The sequence below is a fragment of the Duganella sp. CF402 genome (genome assembly GCF_900109645.1).
Taxonomy (GTDB): Bacteria; Pseudomonadota; Gammaproteobacteria; order Burkholderiales; family Burkholderiaceae_D; genus Rugamonas.
Genome location: NZ_FOBG01000001.1, coordinates 580,689 through 597,171, shown reverse-complemented (window position 1 = coordinate 597,171; position 16,483 = coordinate 580,689). Strand labels below are relative to the sequence as shown.

Annotated in this window: 14 protein-coding genes and 3 tRNA genes; 9 read left to right on the top strand and 8 right to left on the bottom strand. The window is 65.1% G+C overall.

The genetic code is table 11. The annotated features are described in order from the left end of the window. Positions 1-117: 117 nt before the first annotated feature. The 4 genes from BMZ70_RS02740 to BMZ70_RS02725 all read right to left on the bottom strand — a co-directional run bounded on the left by BMZ70_RS02740 (position 118) and on the right by BMZ70_RS02725 (position 918). A tRNA-Arg gene (locus BMZ70_RS02740) sits at positions 118-194 on the bottom strand. Between the two features lie 74 nt (positions 195-268). Further along, positions 269-345: transfer RNA gene (locus tag BMZ70_RS02735), tRNA-Arg, on the bottom strand. Between the two features lie 61 nt (positions 346-406). Next, a tRNA-Arg gene (locus tag BMZ70_RS02730) sits at positions 407-483 on the bottom strand. Positions 484-690: 207 nt separating this feature from the next. Continuing rightward, entirely contained in the window at positions 691-918 is a 228-nt protein-coding gene (locus BMZ70_RS02725) for a hypothetical protein (RefSeq protein WP_092269579.1), read from the bottom strand. Between the two features lie 173 nt (positions 919-1,091). Between BMZ70_RS02725 and BMZ70_RS02720 the strand changes: the two genes are divergently transcribed. The 3 genes from BMZ70_RS02720 to BMZ70_RS02710 all read left to right on the top strand — a co-directional run bounded on the left by BMZ70_RS02720 (position 1,092) and on the right by BMZ70_RS02710 (position 5,365). Beyond that, the gene (locus BMZ70_RS02720) at positions 1,092-1,910 is read left to right on the top strand and encodes a response regulator (protein WP_092269576.1); all 819 of its coding nucleotides are present in this window, start codon (positions 1,092-1,094) and stop codon (positions 1,908-1,910) included. A 64-nt stretch (positions 1,911-1,974) separates the two neighbouring features. Further along, entirely contained in the window at positions 1,975-4,167 is a 2,193-nt protein-coding gene (locus BMZ70_RS02715; protein WP_229205265.1) for a hybrid sensor histidine kinase/response regulator, read from the top strand. 211 nt (positions 4,168-4,378) lie between these two features. Beyond that, positions 4,379-5,365: a GGDEF domain-containing response regulator gene (locus tag BMZ70_RS02710; RefSeq protein ID WP_092269574.1), complete on the top strand. Its 987-nt coding sequence runs from the start codon at positions 4,379-4,381 to the stop codon at positions 5,363-5,365. Positions 5,366-5,398: 33 nt separating this feature from the next. On the opposite strand, the gene BMZ70_RS02705 is transcribed toward BMZ70_RS02710, so the two are convergent. Further along, positions 5,399-5,815 (bottom strand): hypothetical protein, encoded by a 417-nt coding sequence (locus tag BMZ70_RS02705; protein WP_092269571.1) that lies wholly within the window; start codon positions 5,813-5,815, stop codon positions 5,399-5,401. Positions 5,816-5,953: 138 nt separating this feature from the next. On the opposite strand from BMZ70_RS02705, the gene BMZ70_RS02700 reads away from it, so the two are divergent. After that, positions 5,954-7,561, top strand: a complete 1,608-nt coding sequence (locus BMZ70_RS02700; protein ID WP_092269568.1) for a response regulator — start codon at positions 5,954-5,956, stop codon at positions 7,559-7,561. Positions 7,562-7,626: 65 nt separating this feature from the next. After that, on the top strand, positions 7,627-8,343 hold the full coding sequence (locus BMZ70_RS02695; protein WP_092269565.1) for a sensor histidine kinase: 717 nt from the start codon (positions 7,627-7,629) through the stop codon (positions 8,341-8,343). A gap of 10 nt (positions 8,344-8,353) precedes the next feature. On the opposite strand, the gene BMZ70_RS02690 is transcribed toward BMZ70_RS02695, so the two are convergent. Then, positions 8,354-9,634, bottom strand: coding sequence for an NAD(P)/FAD-dependent oxidoreductase (locus tag BMZ70_RS02690; protein ID WP_092269563.1), 1,281 nt, complete (start codon positions 9,632-9,634; stop codon positions 8,354-8,356). A 36-nt stretch (positions 9,635-9,670) separates the two neighbouring features. Further along, entirely contained in the window at positions 9,671-10,165 is a 495-nt protein-coding gene (locus tag BMZ70_RS02685; protein ID WP_092269560.1) for a hypothetical protein, read from the bottom strand. A 143-nt stretch (positions 10,166-10,308) separates the two neighbouring features. On the opposite strand from BMZ70_RS02685, the gene BMZ70_RS02680 reads away from it, so the two are divergent. Genes BMZ70_RS02680 through BMZ70_RS02665 form a run of 4 tightly spaced genes read left to right on the top strand, consistent with a single transcriptional unit; the run spans position 10,309 to position 14,866 of the window. After that, the gene (locus tag BMZ70_RS02680; protein ID WP_092269557.1) at positions 10,309-10,743 is read left to right on the top strand and encodes a MarR family winged helix-turn-helix transcriptional regulator; all 435 of its coding nucleotides are present in this window, start codon (positions 10,309-10,311) and stop codon (positions 10,741-10,743) included. After that, entirely contained in the window at positions 10,740-12,257 is a 1,518-nt protein-coding gene (locus tag BMZ70_RS02675; protein ID WP_092269555.1) for a DHA2 family efflux MFS transporter permease subunit, read from the top strand. The genes BMZ70_RS02680 and BMZ70_RS02675 overlap by 4 nt, the downstream gene beginning before the upstream one ends. Positions 12,258-12,268: 11 nt before the next feature. Continuing rightward, positions 12,269-13,705, top strand: coding sequence for an efflux transporter outer membrane subunit (locus tag BMZ70_RS02670; RefSeq protein ID WP_092269553.1), 1,437 nt, complete (start codon positions 12,269-12,271; stop codon positions 13,703-13,705). A 12-nt stretch (positions 13,706-13,717) separates the two neighbouring features. After that, a complete protein-coding gene (locus tag BMZ70_RS02665) occupies positions 13,718-14,866 on the top strand; it encodes an HlyD/EmrA/EmrK family protein (RefSeq protein ID WP_092269550.1) in 1,149 nt (382 codons plus the stop codon). Between the two features lie 63 nt (positions 14,867-14,929). Here the strand turns inward: BMZ70_RS02665 and BMZ70_RS02660 are convergent, their stop codons facing one another. After that, positions 14,930-16,465 carry a hypothetical protein gene (locus BMZ70_RS02660; RefSeq protein WP_229205264.1) on the bottom strand — a complete coding sequence of 512 codons (1,536 nt, stop codon included), beginning with the start codon at positions 16,463-16,465 and terminating at the stop codon, positions 14,930-14,932. Between the last annotated feature and the right edge of the window lie 18 nt (positions 16,466-16,483).

The following is a 16,483-nucleotide window of genomic DNA, read 5'->3' as shown; positions in this document are numbered from 1 at the left end:
CAGCCTTAGTAGCGTGATGAGCTAGCCGCTTGTTCAAATCCGCATTCAACTAAGTGAATATCCAATCGTGCAAAGCAAAAGGGCCTGAAGATTTCTCTTCAGGCCCTTCTACATGTTTGGTGCGGCTGGCAGGAATCGAACCCACGACCCCTTGGTTCGTAGCCAAGTACTCTATCCAGCTGAGCTACAGCCGCGCAAAACAAGAAAATTATAACATCACTTTCTTGCCGAAAACAGAAGAATCTTCCAACTCTCCCGGTAAAACTGATGGTGCGGCTGGCAGGAATCGAACCCACGACCCCTTGGTTCGTAGCCAAGTACTCTATCCAGCTGAGCTACAGCCGCTTAACTTTTACAACTTCCACTGCTATCAAACAGACTCGACAGTCTGCTTAACTTCAAATTCTGGTGCGGCTGGCAGGAATCGAACCCACGACCCCTTGGTTCGTAGCCAAGTACTCTATCCAGCTGAGCTACAGCCGCACTGTGCAAGCATTATAAAGCATTAATTTTATTTTGCAAAGTTAGATATTTTCTATCGTTTAGTTGGTTCGGCACACTGCCCGCCGAATCAACCACTTCACAAAACTGCTTTGCTGCATTTCTTTCAAACAGCGTGCCGTTCGAAAGAAGCAGCATTATAGGGATACTCCTCTGGCTTGTCCAGCACTGTCTGCAAAGCAACGAAATTCAGGTGCCGAACTCCGCCGCCGCCTTGGCCGACCACAAGGCCTCGTTATAGCTGGGATAAGGGTCGCCGTAACAATCCACCTGGCCGGCCGCGCCGACAAACTTGACCCACCAGCCAGCATCGTCTGTCAGGATGGCAATATCTCCTTCCCGGCAATGCCCGGCGATCTCTTCGCCCTGCGCCAGCACCACAATGTTGACTTTCCGATGCTTTACTACCGTTGCCATTGGCTCTCCTTGCTGGCTTCATTCATGCCAGTGATTACGTACATTATCAATATAAATTGGATTTCGATCGCGCGGTAACGCATCATTCACCTGTCTCCTCTATTCTCCTCCAAGGAAATAGATTTAGCCCGCTCCAGTAGCGGGCTTTTTTTTTCCCGTGTAGGATGCATCGCATGAACGCCCCATCCGCCGTCATGCCACCCGCCCCCGACTGGTCGAGTACCGCCCTCGGCGATCCCGTCCATTGGCCCCCTACCCTGCGCCTGACCATCGACATCCTGCTGAACTCCCCGCAAGCCATGCTGCTGATGTGGGGGAGCGAGTCCGTCATGGTCTACAACCAGGCCTACGCCGACCTGGTCGGACTGCCCAGCCTGCGCCCGCCCGGCGGCAGCGTGCCGTCCATGCAGCCGGCCGCCTGGAGCTGGAACCATGCCGCCATCGCCGCCGCCCACGACGGCCGCAGCCAGGCTTACCACGGCTGCCGCCTGCCGGTCTGGCGCAATGGCCGCATCGAGCAACAGGCGCTGGACTTGTATTACACCCCGGTGCGCGACGGCGACAACGTGCGCGGCATCCTGTGCACGCTGGCCGCGACCAGCATCGCGCCGCTGGAAGGCAACACCGCGCCGCTGCGGCTGCTGGTAGTGGAAGACAACGCCGACGCCCGCTATCTGGTGTGCGAGACCCTGCGCGCGCTCGGCCACGAAGTGCAGGCGGTGGCCAGCGGCGAGGACGCCCTGCCGCAACTGGCCGCACAACCGTTCGACGTGCTGTTCACCGACGTCAGCCTGCCCGGCATGTCCGGCGTGGACTTGGCGCGGCAGGCGCTGCGCCAGCATCCGCGCATGGCGCTGCTGTTTGCCTCCGGCTATGGCGACGAGCTGACCCGCCGCCTTGAATTCCCGGCCCGCTCGCTGCAAAAGCCCTACGATATCGAACACCTGCAAACGGCGCTCGATCAAATTGCCGCCGGGCTGGCGGCGCAGTGATTGTCCTGCACAGGCCCCGCCAACCGTGCGGAGCCGGTGCCGAGGTTGGCGCTAAAATAGCCGCATGATGCCGAACGCCCCCATCACCAGCCCGTCTGTCGCGCAGGACGCGCATGAAGAGCTGTTGCGCGCGAGGGAAGCTTTGCAGCAAAGCCAGCTGGAATTGCGCGCGCTGGCCAATTCCATGCCCCAACTGGCCTGGATTGCGGAACAGGACGGCGCGATGGTGTGGTACAACCAGCGCTGGTACGATTACACCGGCACCACGCCGGAACAAATGGCCGGCGACGGCTGGCAGGCGGTGTACGCGCCGGACTGCCTCGATGCCATGAGCGCGCACTGGGACAGCTCGCGCCGCAGCGGCACGCCGTTCGAGCTGGAGGTGCCGATCCGCAGCGCCGACGGCGAATTCCGCTGGTTCCTGATGCGCGCCAATCCGGTCCACGGCAGCGACGGCAACGTGCTGCGCTGGTTCGGCACCAGCACCGATGTCGATCAGGTCAAGCGGGTGCAGGAAGCCTTGCGCGATGAAACCGCCGTGCTGGAGCTGCTGAACCGCACCGGCGCCATGCTGGCCTCGCAGCGCGACCTGCAGCCGCTGCTGCAGGAAGTGACCGACGCCGCCACCAGCATCGCCGGCGCGCGCTTCGGCGCCTTCTTCTACCACAGCACCAACAGCGCCGGCGAGACACTGGTATTGCACACCTTGTCGACCGGCGCGCCGGCCGCCTTTTCGCAGTTCGGCCAGCCGCGTGCCACCGCCCTGTTCGGCCCCAGCCTGCGCGGCGAAGGCATCATCCGCTGCGACGACGTGCTGCAGGATCCGCGCTACGGCAACAACCCGCCGCACGCCGGCATTCCGGCCGGCCATCCGCCGGTGCGCAGCTACCTGGCGGTGCCGGTGGCGCTAGGCAACGGCGATGTCATCGGCAGCCTGTTCTTCGGCCATCCGCAGCCCGGCATGTTCAGCGAGCGCACCGAGCGCATCATCGCCGGCATCGCCGCCCAGGCCGCCGTGGCGATCGACAACGCGCGCCTGTACGAAGCGGCGCGCCAGGCCGCCGAGGAGCGCAAGGTGCTGCTCGACAGCGAACGCCAGGCGCGCGCCGAAGCCGAGCGCACCAACCAGCTCAAGGATGAATTCCTGGCCACCTTGTCGCACGAGCTGCGCACCCCGCTGACGGCCATCCTCGGCTGGGCGCAGGTGCTGCGGCGCGGCAGCCGCGATGCGGCCGACCTGCAGCGCGGCCTGCAAACCATCGAGCGCAACGCGCGCGCGCAGGCCCAGCTGATCGAGGACTTGCTCGACATGAGCAGCATCACCTCCGGCAAGGTGCGGCTGGAAATGCAGCCGCTGGCGCCGGACGCGCTGGCCGCCGCCGCCATCGAGTCGGTGCGCCCGGCGGCCGACGCCAAGCAGATCCACATCGACAAGGATTTCCAGCACACGCCGGGCATGGTGTCCGGCGACGCCAACCGCCTGCAGCAGATCCTGTGGAACCTGCTCAGCAACGCCATCAAGTTCACGCCGCGCGGCGGCGCGGTCACGGTCGGCGTGCGCAGCGACGGCGACCAGATCGCCATCACCGTGCGCGACAGCGGCATCGGCATCGCCCCGGGCTTCCTGCAACATGTGTTCGAGCGCTTCCGCCAGGCCGACGCCACCACCACCCGCCAGCACGGCGGCCTGGGGCTGGGGCTGGCCATCGTCAAGCACCTGGTGGAGCAGCACGGCGGCACCATCGCCGTGACCAGCGAGGGCGAAGGCCGGGGCGCTTGCTTCACCCTGCGCCTGCCGGCCCACCACCACCTGCCGGCGCCGGCCGCGCCGCCGGCCCCGGCCAAGCCGCATGCTGCGGTGCAGGATCTGAGCGGGGTACAAGTGCTGGTGGTGGACGATGAAGACGACGCGCGCGAACTGATCAAGCGCATCCTCAGCGATTGCAACGCCGAGGTGCTGACCGCCGCCACCGCCGCCGAAGCCTTGCAGTTGCTGCAACACGAGCGCCCCGACCTGCTGGTCAGCGACCTCGGCATGCCGGGCATGGATGGCTACGGCCTGCTGGACCGCATCCGCGCGCTGGGACCGTCGCGCGGCGGCGACCTGCCGGCCATCGCCCTGACCGCGTTTGCCCATGCGGAGGACCGTGGCCGGGCCCTGGCCAGCGGCTTCCTCGCGCATCTGGCCAAGCCGGTCGAACCCGATGAGCTGATCGCCAAGGTGGCGGCCACCCACGCCACCCAGCGCGACGTTTGATTTTTCCGCATGGAAATGATTCTCTCCTACTTGCAGACGCGGCGATGTCCTACAAGCAATGTGAAAATCTCTTGGTAGACTACAATAATATAAAAATAGGCGTACAATAGTTTCCGCACAGAAACCGATGCGCACTTGTGTGCGCCGCAATACGACGACCTGGGCTATTATCGAAATACTATCCATACCGAGACTAAGCGAGACCATCAACATGCCGAGCCGAGACGAAATCCTGAACGCCAAAATCCTGGTGGTGGATGACAGCGCAGACAACGTCGAGCTGATGCTGGAGATTTTGCGCGAAGCCGGTTACACCAATGTGGCGTCGACCATGCTGCCGGAGCAGGTGTGCCCCCTGCACCGCCAGCATTGCTACGACCTGATTTTGCTCGACCTGCAAATGCCGGGCCTGAACGGCTTCCAGGTCATGAAGGGGCTGAAGGAAATCGAACAAGGCGGCTACCTGCCGGTGCTGGCCCTGACCGCGCAGCCGAGCTTCAAGATCGCCGCGCTGGAAGCGGGCGCGCGCGACTTCATCAGCAAGCCCTTCGATTTGCTGGAAGTGCACAAGCGCATCCACAACATGCTGGAAGTGCGCCTGCTATACCGCGAGCTGGCGCAGTACAGCCGCCAGCAGCAGGAACTGGCGCTGCACGATCCGCTCACCGGCCTGCCCAACCGGCGGCTGCTGGAAGACCGCATCTCCACCGTGCTGCAGCACGCCACGCGCCATCAGCACCGCGCGGCCGTCATGTATCTCGATCTGGACGGTTTCAAGCCCATCAACGACACCCACGGCCACGCCTACGGCGACGAAATCCTCAAGCAGGTGGCGCAGCGGCTGATCGGCTGCTCGCGCAAGGAAGATACGGTGGCGCGCGTCGGTGGCGACGAGTTCGTGATCGTGATGGGCGGCATCGCCAGCGTGGCCGACACGCAGGAGCCGTGCAACAAGCTGATCGACGCCGTCTCCCAGCCCTATGTGGTCAACGGCGTGACGCTCAAGCTGTCGACCAGCATCGGCGTCGGCATTTTCCCGGACGATGCGACCGAAGTGGCGCCGTTGATCGCCGCCGCCGACGGCGCCCTGTACGAAGCCAAGCGCTCGGGCAAGAACCGCTGCTGCACCGCGCAGACGCTGCCGGCGCCGCCGCAGCAGCGCCATGTCCAGTCGGCCAGCGTAGTCACGCCGGCCTGAGCCAGGCACCTGGAGCCCGGCGGCGCTGCGCGCTCAGTGCTGCGCGCCCTCCTTCAAGCCCTTGCGGGTACTCTGCTCGACCTGGCGCGCATTCTGATGGTCGCCGTGCGCATCCACCGTCTCCGGCGCCACCTCGATGCGCGTGATGCCGGCGTCCACCGACACCGGGTCGCTGGCCGGGAACGTCATCTCGACGGCGCTGTCGAGCAAGGTTTCGCCCGCCAGCTCGGCCGGCGTTTGCTGCTCCTGCTCCGCTAGGGTGGTGATGGCCGCCGCCCACTTCACCACGTCCAGCGCCGCCAGTTCGCGCACCGTATGCACATTGAATGCCTGCGCCAGCGCCTTGGCGTCCTTGGCGCTGACGCCGCGCAGCGCGCTGGTCGGCGCATCGGCCAGCGCACGGAAGCTCAGACCCACATAATCTTTGTCCACGACAGTATCGATATTCATCACAGCCTCCTTTAAATGTCCCGCTCCACTTTGCCAGCGCGGCCGCGCCGGGTCTGTGCGCAAGCCCACCTCCCCATTGTTGCGCTCGATTGACCATGCTGTTTTGACATTCATATATGTGCTTGCTATGATCGTTTGATGGACAAACCAAAGATCCTGGTGGTCAACGACGACGCCAACAGCCTGTTTGCCCTGACCAGCCTGCTCGCCCAGTGGTCGGGGCAGGAGGGCTATGAAGTGCTGGCGGCGCCATCGGGTCAGGACGCCCTGCGCCAGGTGCTGCTGCACGACTTCGCCGTAATTCTGCTGGACGTCAACATGCCCGGCATGGACGGCTTTGAAACCGCCGCCGCCATCCACGCGCGCGCGCGCTCGGCCGACATTCCCATCATCTTCGTCACCGCGTTTCTCGCGGACGAGCTGGACCGGCTGAAGGCTTACCAGCACGGCGCCGTCGACTTCCTGTTCACGCCGGTGATCCCGCAAATCCTGTATGCCAAGATTTCCGTGTTCGTGGCGCTGGCCGTGAAAAACGAAGAATTGAAGAACCAGGCCCGCCAGCTCAGCCAGCGCACCACCGAGCTGATCGCCACCAACCAGCGCCTGACGCGCGAGATCGCCGAACGGCAGACGGTGGAGCGGCAAAACCACGCCAAGGATGAATTCCTTGCCATGCTGGGCCACGAGCTGCGCAATCCGCTCAGCGCCATCAGCAGCGCGGCCTCGCTGATCGGCCTGCCCGGGGTGTCGGTCGACGGCGTGCAGCGCGCCAAGAAAATCATCCAGCGCCAGAGCCAGCACCTGGGCCGCATCGTCGACGATTTGCTTGACCTGTCGCGCGCCATGTCGGGCAAGATCCTGCTGACCTGCGCGCCGCTCGACCTGGCCGCGCTGGTGGCGCAGACGCTGGAAACCTACCGCGCCACCGGCCGCAGCACCGACTACGAACTGGACCAGGACCTCGCGCCCGGCTGGGTCGATGGCGACAGCACGCGGCTGGAGCAAATCACCAGCAACCTGATCGACAACGCCCTCAAGTACACCGCGCCCGGCGGCCGCGTCGAGGTGCGCACCTGGCAGGACGATGACGAGGTGGTGCTGAGCGTGCGCGATACCGGGGTCGGCATCCCGGCCGAGCTGCTGCCGCATGTGTTCGACGTGTTCGTGCAAGGCAGCAGCACGCTGGACCGTTCGCAAGGCGGGCTGGGCATCGGCCTGTCGCTGGTGCGGCGCCTGGCCGAACTGCACGGCGGCAGCATTGAGGCCGAGAGCGCGGGGCCGCAACACGGCAGCACCTTCACGCTGCGGCTGCCGCGCATTGCGCAGCAGGCGGCCACGCCGCCGGCGCCGGCGCACAGCGCCCACGGCAAGCCGCGCGTGCTGCTGATCGAGGATAACGACGACGGCCGCGAAATGATGGCCATGATGTTGAGCGGCTACGGCTACGAAATAGAAGCGGCCGCCGACGGCCTGCTGGGCCTGACCGCCGCGCGCGCCTGGCAGCCCGATCTGGCGCTGGTCGATATCGGCCTGCCCGGCATCGACGGCTATGAAGTGGCGCGCCGGCTGCGCGCCGATGCGGCCACCAGCGCCATCAAGCTGATTGCCCTGACCGGCTATGGCCAGGCCGAAGACCTGCGGCGCGTGATGGACGCCGGCTTCGACCGCCACCTGGTCAAGCCGGTCGACATCGACCAGCTGATGGACATCATCGACAGCTGCGCGCAGGTCGCGGTCAAGCAGTAGCCGTGCGCCCTTTCCTCCCAAGCTCGGGTATGATCGCAGCAACCCCTGTCTTCACAGAGAAAACCATGTCCGTACCGGCCTCGCACGACCAACAATCACCCCAGCACGACGCCCTGCGCAGCGCGGACCTGAGCGAGCTATTGGGCCACGTCCACACCTGCTGGGACAATGAACGGCGCTCGCTGTCGCGCCAGCTGCACGACTCGCTCGGCTCGTCGCTGACCGCGCTCACCATGCACCTCGGCCTGCTGATGCAAAAGCTGCCGCCCGACCCGGCGCTGCAGGACCGCGCCGGCCACATGAAAAAACTGCTGGGGCAAATCGTCGAGACCAACCGCCAGATGCAGCTCAAGCTGTGGAACGACAAGCTGGAATTCCTCGGCGTGCGGGTGGCGCTCGACGAGCTGGTCGCGCAGTTCGGCGAGCAGCGCGGCATCACGGCCCGCTGCAGCCTGCCCGACGACGAGCTGGACTGCCCGCGCAGCCACGGCATCGTCTTGCTGCATACGCTGGAAGAAGCGCTGCGCAACATCATCGCGCATGCGCAGGCGACCGAGGTCGACGTCATCGTCGACGATAACGAGGACGAAGTCATGTTGACGGTGAAGGATAACGGCGTCGGCCTGAACGGCCCGGTGCCGGCCGGCGAGACCGCCGGCAAGTTCGGCTTGCGCATGGCGCGCGAACGCGCGGCCTACCTCGGCGGCACGCTCACACTGACGAGCGGCGCGACCGGCGGCGTCACGCTCACCATGATCCTGCCCAAGCCGGCTGCCGCTTAATGTAGCTTAACTAATGTAGCTTGACCAGCGGCGTGCTGCGTTTGATCAGGAAGCGCGCCAGCGCCAACACCGCCGTGCGCACCGTTCCCAAGACCGCCTGGTGGTGCATCAGGTGCAGGCTGACATACATCATGCGCGCCACGAAGCCATCGACAAACCAGCTCAATCCCTTCAACGATCCCATCAGGCTGCCGACCGAGGTCGTTTGGCCGAACGACACCAGCGAGCCGTAATCGCGATAGACGTAGGGTCCGGCTTGCGGCGGCCGGCCCTTGTGCTGGCGCAGGAAAGTCTCCAGCAGGTAGTCGGCCTGCTGGTGTGCGGCCTGGGCGCGTGGCGGCGTCAGTTTGCCGTCCGGGCCGGCACAAGCGGCGCAATCGCCCAGTGCGTACACGCCCGCCACGCCCTTGACGGCCAGCGTGCCGTCCACGTCCAGCTGCCCGGATTTAACCGTTGGCAGCCCCAGTGTTTTCAGAAAATCGGGCGCCTTGATGCCAGCCGCCCACACCACCATGTGCGCCGGATAGCGGGTATCGCCGGCCGTCACGCCGGCAGCATCGATGGCGGTGACGCGGGTATCGGTCACCACCGTCACGGCGCGCTGGCGCAGCAACGACAGCGCGGCGCTGGACACTTTTTCCGGCAGCGGCGCGAGGATGCGCGGCGCGCCTTCAAGCAAGGTGATGCGCACATCGCGCTCGGCTTGCAACTGGCGGAAGCCGTAGGCGGCATACACGCCGCTGGCCTCACGCAACTCAGCCGCCAGTTCAACGCCGGTGGCGCCGCCGCCGATGATGACCACGTCCACGCCCCCATCTTTTTTCAATTCGGCCAGCGTCAGGCGCTTGAGCAAGGTCAGGCGAAAGCGCTCCGCGTCCTCGGTGGCATTCAGGGAAATGGTGTGCTCGGCCGCGCCGGGCACGCCGAAATAGTTGGAAGTGCTGCCGACCGCAATCACCAATTGGTCGTAGCGGATGTGACGTTCGGGCAGGATTTGTTCTTCGCCGCTGCCGATGGCGGCCACCGTCACCAGGCGCTGCCCGGCATCGAGCGCCTGCATCGGGCCGTAGACAAAGGTGAAGCCGTTGTCGTGCGCCAGCATCTGGTACGACAACCCTTCCTGGTGTACGTCCAGCGTGCCGGCCGCCACCTCGTGCAGCGACGGTTTCCAGATATGCGACAGCCGGCTATCCACCAGCATCACGGCCTCGGGGCCCAACTTGCGGCCCAGCTTGCAGGCAAGCTCCAGCCCGCCCGCTCCGCCGCCAACAATCACGAATTTGCTCTGCAAAACTGTCTCCTGGTGGCGGCGCTGGCGAGCGCGTGATTAGTCGCGGCGGTCGTGGCCGTGGCCATGACCTTTGCCGTGGCCCTTGCCGGGACCGTCGTCGCGGCGATCGTCGCGATGGTCGTCACGGCGATCGTCGCGGTGGTCGTCACGATGGTCGTCGCGATAGTCGCGGCGGTCCGGGCCTGGGCCGCCGTGGCGCTCGCGGTAGCGCGGCACGTACTGATTGTTGTACCAGTTATCCTGCACGAAATACACGCGCTGGCCGCAGGCATTGTAGTGGCGGCAGTGCTTGGCCCAGTTCTTGGCGTGGCCTGGCGGCACGCGCAGGTAGATCGGCGCGGTTTCGACGTAGCGTACTGGACGCTCGATGATCACCGGCTGGCGGTAAATCAGCTGCGGGGCAGGATAATCGCCGATGTCGATGCGGCCGTAAAAGCCGGGCTGGCCGACGCTGATGGACATCGCCACATCGGAGGCAAAGGCGGAGGCGGACAAGGCCAGCAGGCTGGCGGCGAGTAACTTGGCTTTCATGATCAGTCTCATTTTTGTAGTACGAGCGAAGGTGCTCAGTTCTTATCATAGCCGCTGCCGGGCTAAATTTCCGTGCGCTAGCGAACATAAATTGCTTGTGCTAAACTAATGGTTCGACATCTAACCATTAGCCTCAAAATCATATGTCTTCTATAGAAGAACGCTTTTCCGCCGCCCTGCACGGCTCGGCCCGCGCCTGGCGGCTGGCCATCGACCGCCGCCTCAAGCACCTGAACCTGAGCCAGGCCAGCTGGATGGCCATCGCCCTGACCGCCAAGGAAACCGAACCGCCCTCGCAAACCCGGCTGGCCGCGCGCGCCGGCGTGGAAGACCCGACGATGGTGTCGACCGTCGATCGGCTGGTGAAAGCCGGCTACATGGTGCGCACGCCCTCCGCCACCGACCGCCGCGTCAAACTGCTGAGCCTGACCCCGGCCGGGCAGGAGGTCTACCACAGCGTGTGGCAGGAAGCCGACGCGCTGCGCCGTGAACTGCTGGGCAATGTCGATCCCGAGACCCTGCGCACCGTGACCACCTTCCTTGAGGCCCTCCAGGCCAACATCGAGACCCAGCCATGAGCACCGTGGACGACGGCCTGAACCGCCGCATGATCACCATCTCGATCATGCTGGCGACCATTATCCAGGCGCTGGATGGCACCATCGCCAACGTCGCGCTGCCGCACATGCAGGGCAGCCTGTCGGCCTCGCAGGACCAGATCACCTGGGTGCTGACCTCCTTCATCGTGGCGGCTGCGATTGCCACGCCGCTGACCGGCTGGCTGTGCGACCGCTTCGGCCAGAAAAACATCTTCCTGGCCTCGGTGGCCGGCTTCACCGTCGCCTCGGTGCTGTGCGGCCTGTCCGGCTCGCTGGTGGAAATCGTCATCGCGCGCCTGCTGCAAGGCATTTTCGGCGCCGCGCTGGTGCCGCTGTCGCAAGCCACCCTGCTCGACATCAACCCGCGCGAAAAGCACGGCTCGGCGATGGCGGTGTGGGGCATGGGCGTGATGATCGGCCCGATTCTCGGGCCGACGCTGGGCGGCTGGCTGACCGACGCCTACGACTGGCGCTGGGTGTTCTTCATCAACGTGCCGGTGGGTGCGATGGCGTTCTACGGCATCTGGCGCTACATCAAGAAGACCGAGGCGCCACGCAAGATGCAGTTCGACGCATTCGGCTTTGCCACCCTGAGCCTGGCCATCGGCGCGCTGCAAATGCTGCTCGACCGTGGTGAACAGAACGACTGGTTCAGCTCCACCGAAACCTGGATCGAAGCCATCGTCCTGGCGCTGAGCTTTGCCTACTTTGTCGCCCACACGGCCACCCGCCCTGCCGGCAAATCCTTTTTCGATTACCGCCTGCTGCGCAATTCCAACTACGTCAGCGGGCTGTTGTTCATCTTCATCGTCGGCCTGGTGCTGTACGCAACGCGCGCGCTGACGCCCTCGATGCTGCAAAGCCTGATGGGCTATCCGGCCAAGATCGCCGGGCTGGTGACGGCGCCAAGCGGCATCGGCACGATGGTGGCGATGATGGTGGTGGGCCGGCTGGTCGGCAAGATCGACCTGCGCGTGCTGCTGGGCACCGGCTTCCTGATCACCGCCTTCTCGCTGTGGCAGATGACCCAGTACACGCTGGTGCTGTCGCAAAGCGACATCGTGTGGCCGGGCGTGATCCAGGGATTGGGCCTGGGCCTGGTGTTCGTGCCGCTGAGCGCCGCCACCTTCGCCACCCTGTCGCCCGAAATGCGCGCCGAAGGCACGGCCATCTACAGCCTGATACGCAATATCGGCAGCTCGATCGGCATCGCGCTGGTGCAGACGCTGTTGGCGCGGAACACGCAGACCGTGCACGCCTCGCTGACGGAACACGTCACCAGCGCCAACCCGGCCTTGCTGGACAACCTGGCCACGCCGCAAGCGGCGGCCTCGCTCAACAACGAGATCACGCGCCAGGCTTCGATGATCGCCTACGTCGACGACTTCTGGCTGATGATGATTGCGACGCTGTGCGTGATCCCGCTGCTGTTGCTGATTAAACCGCCGGCTAAGAACGCGCCGGCCGCAGTCGATCACGCTGCGATGGAATGAGGAGAACCGAAATGAAAACACCAACCATACTGGTCGTGGCGGCCGCCGTGGCGATCGCCCTCGCCGGCTGCGCCAGCGTGCCGCCGGACCGCAACGCGCTGGCCAAGCGCGACATCGCCGGCGCCGAACTGTCGGCCAACATCAAGCTCGCGCAGGAAGGCTGGCCGCAAGTGCAATGGTGGACCGCCTACCATGACGAGCAGCTCAACGCCATCATCAAGCAGGCGCTGGCCTCCGGCCCGTCGCTGGAAGTGGCGGCGGCGCACATCGGCAGCGCGCGCTCCTCGCTGTCGCGCAGCGTGGCCGACCTGGGCATCTCCGGCACGGTGAACGGCAACGCCAACCGCCAGCGCTACTCGGGAACCGGCTTGTTCCCGGCGCCGATCGGCGGCGCTTACTTTACCGAAGAGACCTTGCGCCTCGACCTGCGCTACAACTTCGACTGGTGGGGCAAGAACCGCGCGCAAGTGTCGGCTGCCGTCGGCGAACTGAATGCCGGCCGCGCCGCCTATGCCGAAGCCGAACAGGCGCTGGCAGCATCGATTGCGCAAAGCTACTTCCGCCTGCAAGGCGCGTGGGCGCGATTGGAAAATACCGATCAACTGGCGGCCACGCAAACCGCGCTGGTGCAAGATAGGGCCAAGCGCATCGCGCGCGGCCTGGCCAGCGCCGACGAGCAGCGCGCCGCCGAAGCGGAACTGAACCTGATCCGCAAACAGCAGGCTCAGCTCCGGGCCGATATCGAATATGAACGCGAAGCCCTGCGCGCGCTGGCAGGCGCCGACAACACAGCGCTGGCCGATCTCAAGCCGGTGGCGGTGTCCCCCGCGCCGCACGCCCTGCCCGCACGCCTCGGCATGGAACTGATGGCGCGCCGTCCGGATCTGCAAGCGGCACGCTGGACGCTGGAAGCCTCGCTCAGCAAGATCGACGCCGCCAAGGCCGCGTTCTATCCCGACGTCAACCTGACCGGCTCCATCGGCCTGAATAGCGTCAAGGCCGAAGACCTGCTGCAACTGGCCAGCCGCACCCTGTACATCGGCCCGAGCGTGTCGCTGCCGCTGTTCGACAGCAAGCGCCTCGATGCGCAACTGGACGGCGCGCGCACCAACCGCAACGAGCGCATCGCCGAATACAACCAGACCATCGTCGAAGCCGTGCGCGAAGTGGCGCAAGGCGGCGCGCAACTGCAAGGCATCGAGCAGCAAATCGTGCAGCAAACTGCGGCTACCACGTTGGCGCGCGCGCAGCTGGCGTCGGCGCAAGCGCGCATGGACCACGGCCTGGCCAACAACAGCAGCGTGCTGAATGCGCGCCTGTCGCTGCTCAAACAGCGCGATGCGGACCTGTATCTGCAACAAGTACAACTGCTGGCCGAAGTCGCGCTGACCAATGCGCTGGGCGGCGGCTATCACGAAGAAGCGCCGCTGGCGACCGCGATCAAATAAGGACATCACATCATGAGCACTGAAATCACCAAACCAAACGAGAGAAAACGCAAGGCCATGCTGGCGGGGATCACGCTGGCCTTCATCGCCGTCGGTGCGGCTTACGCGGTTTACTACGCGAGCGTACTGTCCAAAGTGCAGGAGACCGACAACGCCTACGTGGGCGGCAACCTGGTCAACCTGTCGTCGCAAGTGACCGGCAATGTGACCGAGATCCGCGCCGATGAAACGCAGATGGTGCAAGCAGGCGCGCCGCTGATCCAGCTCGATGCGGCCGATGCCGACATCGCGCTGGCGCAAGCCGAAGCCAAACTGGGCGCTGCCGTGCGCCAGCAGCGCCAGCGCTTTGCCGACGTGGCGCAGTACGATGCCACCGTCGCGCTGCGCAAGCTGCAGCTGAAGAATGCCGAAGCCGACCTGGCGCGCCGCAAGCCCCTGGCGGCCGACCATACCGTGTCGGGCGAAGAAGTGGAGCACGCGCGCCAGGCAGTGGAAGATGCGCGCGCCGCGATTGCGGTGGCGGTCAAGCAGGAAGAGGCGGCCAAGGCTGGCGTCAGCGGCGTGAGCGTGGCGCAGCATCCGGCGGTGCAGGCGGCCAAAGCTGATTACGTGCAGGCGTGGCTGGCGGCGCGCCGCAATACGATCTTGGCGCCGGTGTCGGGCTACGTGGCCAAGCGCAGCGTGCAAATTGGCGCGCGCGCCACGCCGGGGACTTCGCTGATGGCGATCGTGCCGCTGGACCAGCTGTGGGTGGACGCCAACTTCAAGGAATCGGAACTGAAGAATATCCGCGTCGGCCAGCCGGCCAAAGTGGAAGCGGATATGTATGGCAGCAAAGTCGAATTCCACGGCCGCGTGGTGGGGCTGTCGGCAGGTACAGGCAGCGCGTTCTCGCTGCTGCCGGCGCAGAATGCCAGCGGCAACTGGATCAAAGTGGTACAGCGCCTGCCGGTGCGCATTGCGCTGGATCCGAAGGAGTTGAAAGAGCACCCGCTGCGTATTGGCCTGTCGACCACCGTCTCGGTGGACATCAGCAAAACCGACGGCGCGGTGCTGGGCGCGGCGATGCCGCAAACGCCGGTCTACACCACCCAAGCGCTGGCACAGCCATTGCAACAAGCCGCCACCGCCGCCGACGCCATCATCGCCCGCAACCTCTAAAAATTCGGGGTCAGAGCCGACAATCGGACATTTGTCCGATTGTCGGCTCTGACCCCGAATTCGCTAGCGCAGTTCGGCATCCAGCTGACGGATTGCGGCTTGGGCTTGGGTGATGACGCGATCGGCGATGCGCTGGCGCATGCCGGGCACGCGGCCGGCGGCTTCGGCTTCCAGCAGGATCGGTGTCAATAGCTGCACGGCCGAATCGCGGAAGCCTTCAGCCACCTGCTCCAACTGCGCATTGAACGACTGCTCTGCCGCCATCAGCTGCTTGCGCAGCTCCTCTTCAAACGCGATGCGCTTGTCGCGGATTTCGGTGCGCTTGCGCTTACCACCATCTGTAAACCACTTGAACGCGCCAGCCAGCAGCACGGCGCCGCCGACAAACGGCGCCACCGGCGCCACCACCGGCAACACCACCGCTGCGCCGATCAGGTAAGCCGCCGTGCCGGTGCTGGCCGCCACCGCCGCCCCACCGGCCAGCGTGATATTCGCCGCCGTATCCAGCTTGTTGACGATACGCGTACCAATACGCAGGCGCGGCATCAGCTTGGCCAGCGCCGCGTGGTGCTGACGCTGGAACACCGTCGCCTGCCCCAGCTTCATCCCCGACTGGAACAGCCGCAAATCCTCCTGCAACAGCAGCAAGGCCTGTTCCTTGCGCCGCACGATGCGGTCCAGCCGCCGCTCCATCTCCTGCCCGAACTGGTTGCGGCCCATGCTGGCCCACACGTCTTCATCTTTCCATTTGTCGGTGTTGAGGCGGTCCGTCATGGCGAGTTCAATGGCGTTGCCGGCATCATGCACGGCGTCGTCGATTTCCTCGATCATCAGGCGGCGCTCGTGGGCGATGCGCTGTTCGACCAGCACCAGCCGCTGGGTCACCTGGCTTTTCAGATCACCGGCGGCGTTGACCAGCGAACTGGCCGCCGCCTCGCCCACCGACAGCAGACGCGCCTGCTCCTGATAGATGCTGATGTCCTGCGCGATGGCGGCGGTGGTGCTCCTGACCACTTCACGCAGCGCGGCCTGGTCGATCTCGCCGGATTGGAAATGGCGCGCGTGATCGACCAGTTCGCGCTGGCCTGCGGTGCGGCCGAAATCCGCCACCGCATCTGCCAGCGAACGGCCGCGCACCAGCCGGCGCGCCTGTTCGCCAAGGTTGGCGAGGATGCCGCGCTCTTCGGCGGCCGGCAGGCGTTCCAGGTTTTCCGGCGACAAGCGCACCGATAGCGCCTTGGCCAGCCGCTGCGCCAGTGCGCGCGCCTCGGCGCCGTGCAGCGCCAGCAGCGGGATGGTCATATCCAGCGCCTGTTCGCGCGCGGCCTGGTCGATACCGGTGCAGCTGCGACTAAGCGCATTCAGCGCCCAGTCAACTTCCACGCCAGATTCGATGGCGTTCAAGACGAGTGCAGTGAAGACGGCAGAGGATTGGCCATCGCCGGCAAGGTCGGTGACGGCGGCGAACTGGGCCAGCGTGAGGCTGCCTTCATTACCGGCGATCGCGCCCACCGCCCGCGCGTAGGCGGAGCTGAAGCTCTGGTCGGACGACAAATGCTCGTCCAGCGAACGCACGACGAGCTGCGAGGGAGGATTCACGCCTGCTCCAGTTGGTTG

Bases quoted from the DNA above. Each gene is read 5' to 3' on its own strand.
- BMZ70_RS02715 (WP_229205265.1), top strand. From the start codon at position 1,975: ATGATGCCGAACGCCCCCATCACCAGCCCGTCTGTCGCGCAGGACGCG.
- BMZ70_RS02720 (WP_092269576.1), top strand. From the start codon at position 1,092: ATGAACGCCCCATCCGCCGTCATGCCACCCGCCCCCGACTGGTCGAGT.
- BMZ70_RS02700 (WP_092269568.1), top strand. From the start codon at position 5,954: ATGGACAAACCAAAGATCCTGGTGGTCAACGACGACGCCAACAGCCTG.
- BMZ70_RS02665 (WP_092269550.1), top strand. From the start codon at position 13,718: ATGAGCACTGAAATCACCAAACCAAACGAGAGAAAACGCAAGGCCATG.
- BMZ70_RS02675 (WP_092269555.1), top strand. From the start codon at position 10,740: ATGAGCACCGTGGACGACGGCCTGAACCGCCGCATGATCACCATCTCG.
- BMZ70_RS02710 (WP_092269574.1), top strand. From the start codon at position 4,379: ATGCCGAGCCGAGACGAAATCCTGAACGCCAAAATCCTGGTGGTGGAT.
- BMZ70_RS02670 (WP_092269553.1), top strand. From the start codon at position 12,269: ATGAAAACACCAACCATACTGGTCGTGGCGGCCGCCGTGGCGATCGCC.
- BMZ70_RS02705 (WP_092269571.1), bottom strand. From the start codon at position 5,815: ATGAATATCGATACTGTCGTGGACAAAGATTATGTGGGTCTGAGCTTC.
- BMZ70_RS02695 (WP_092269565.1), top strand. From the start codon at position 7,627: ATGTCCGTACCGGCCTCGCACGACCAACAATCACCCCAGCACGACGCC.
- BMZ70_RS02685 (WP_092269560.1), bottom strand. From the start codon at position 10,165: ATGAAAGCCAAGTTACTCGCCGCCAGCCTGCTGGCCTTGTCCGCCTCC.
- BMZ70_RS02680 (WP_092269557.1), top strand. From the start codon at position 10,309: ATGTCTTCTATAGAAGAACGCTTTTCCGCCGCCCTGCACGGCTCGGCC.
- BMZ70_RS02725 (WP_092269579.1), bottom strand. From the start codon at position 918: ATGGCAACGGTAGTAAAGCATCGGAAAGTCAACATTGTGGTGCTGGCG.